Origin of the sequence: Bradyrhizobium elkanii WSM2783 (genome assembly GCF_000472865.1) — a bacterium.
Classification (GTDB): Bacteria; Pseudomonadota; Alphaproteobacteria; order Rhizobiales; family Xanthobacteraceae; genus Bradyrhizobium; species Bradyrhizobium elkanii_A.
In genome coordinates, this window is sequence record NZ_AXAP01000217.1 from 1 (window position 1) to 1,116 (window position 1,116).

Genomic DNA, 1,116 nt, shown 5'->3' on the forward strand with positions numbered 1-1,116 from the left:
GCACACATTGTCCGATTCCATGAACAGACTGATAACTTCGAAACCTTCCTGAACCTAGCCGATCAGACCGCATGTCTGTTGAGGGTCAGGGGCGGCGGTCGCGGCTCGCCAAGTCCCTTGGTCAGGACTACCCCCAAAAGCCGACATCCCGATTGCCCGTGCATACTTCGGCTCGGGGCCAAAAGGAGACGTACTGAAGCGACGCACGATTGTGCGCGCAACGATAAGGAGGCGGTTGCGCAGTTCCGGTGGCCCGTTCAACTCTCGGTCGAGGCTTGGCAATGTCGCCGGCCAAGGCTCCGGCGGCGACGCCGTCGGGGCCTACAATCTAGTTGGCGCTTTTTTGAATGGCGGTTGGCAGCGTGTCGGATTTGTGCTTCTTGCAATAGGCGACAACTTTTTTCGAGTTCTTTTGCAGGCGGTCGTAGTCCAAAACATTGTTATTTGCGGCAGCGTTATAGTAGCCACTCATGAAATACCTTACAAAATCCTGGTCTGCTGAACCGTAACCTAACCAATTCCCGCAAGTGATCTTGTTCATGTCCAGCTTGATCTGAGCCGCAGCTGGCGCTGACGCCGCGCCTATCAAAATCAAAGAAACGACAAGAGTCCTGCATCTCATAGCGATCCTCCAAAGTCCCAAGCCGTCAATTTTTGCCTACTGATTGTTGCAAGCCATACATAACGCTTTCCGCCGGATGGTATTGGCACCATGCCTTCACGTTGGCGATATTTTGTTGATGCATAGCAAGATCCACAAAGGTCCTGCTGTTCTGATAACTGAACCAGCCACTCATCCAGGCAGAAAAGTTATCTGACTGTGACTGCGGCATAGCAAGATATTGGCTACATATGATCTTGCCCATATCAATGGTTACCTGCGCATTCGCAGCGATTGGAATTATCGAGACAGCAAACGTCAGACTGATCAATCTACATCTCATCGGGGTCGTCCTTGATGCTGATCTACCCGGGATTATGGAGAAGACTGCCGCCACAAGGACGCAAGAAATGGAGTCTCGCGCCCGCTCATGTTGATCTAGATCAACAGAAGTCCGCTTGGGGCCAAAGGACTAAACCGCTCGCGCGGTAGGCCGCTGCGGCAAACAGGGTGGC

The 1,116-nt window shown here is 52.9% G+C and carries 2 protein-coding genes; both read right to left on the minus strand.

Annotated elements, in window-relative coordinates; translation table 11 throughout:
- Window positions 1-328: 328 nt before the first annotated feature.
- Window positions 329-622, minus strand: coding sequence for an HdeA/HdeB family chaperone (locus YY7_RS64270; RefSeq protein ID WP_028169437.1), 294 nt, complete (start codon window positions 620-622; stop codon window positions 329-331).
- A 25-nt stretch (window positions 623-647) separates the two neighbouring features.
- On the minus strand, window positions 648-932 hold the full coding sequence (locus YY7_RS64275; RefSeq protein ID WP_245287715.1) for an HdeA/HdeB family chaperone: 285 nt from the start codon (window positions 930-932) through the stop codon (window positions 648-650).
- Between the last annotated feature and the right edge of the window lie 184 nt (window positions 933-1,116).

What these genes read in the sequence shown, in the direction of transcription:
- YY7_RS64270 (WP_028169437.1), bottom strand. Translation starts at nt 622, where the DNA reads ATGAGATGCAGGACTCTTGTCGTTTCTTTGATTTTGATAGGCGCGGCG.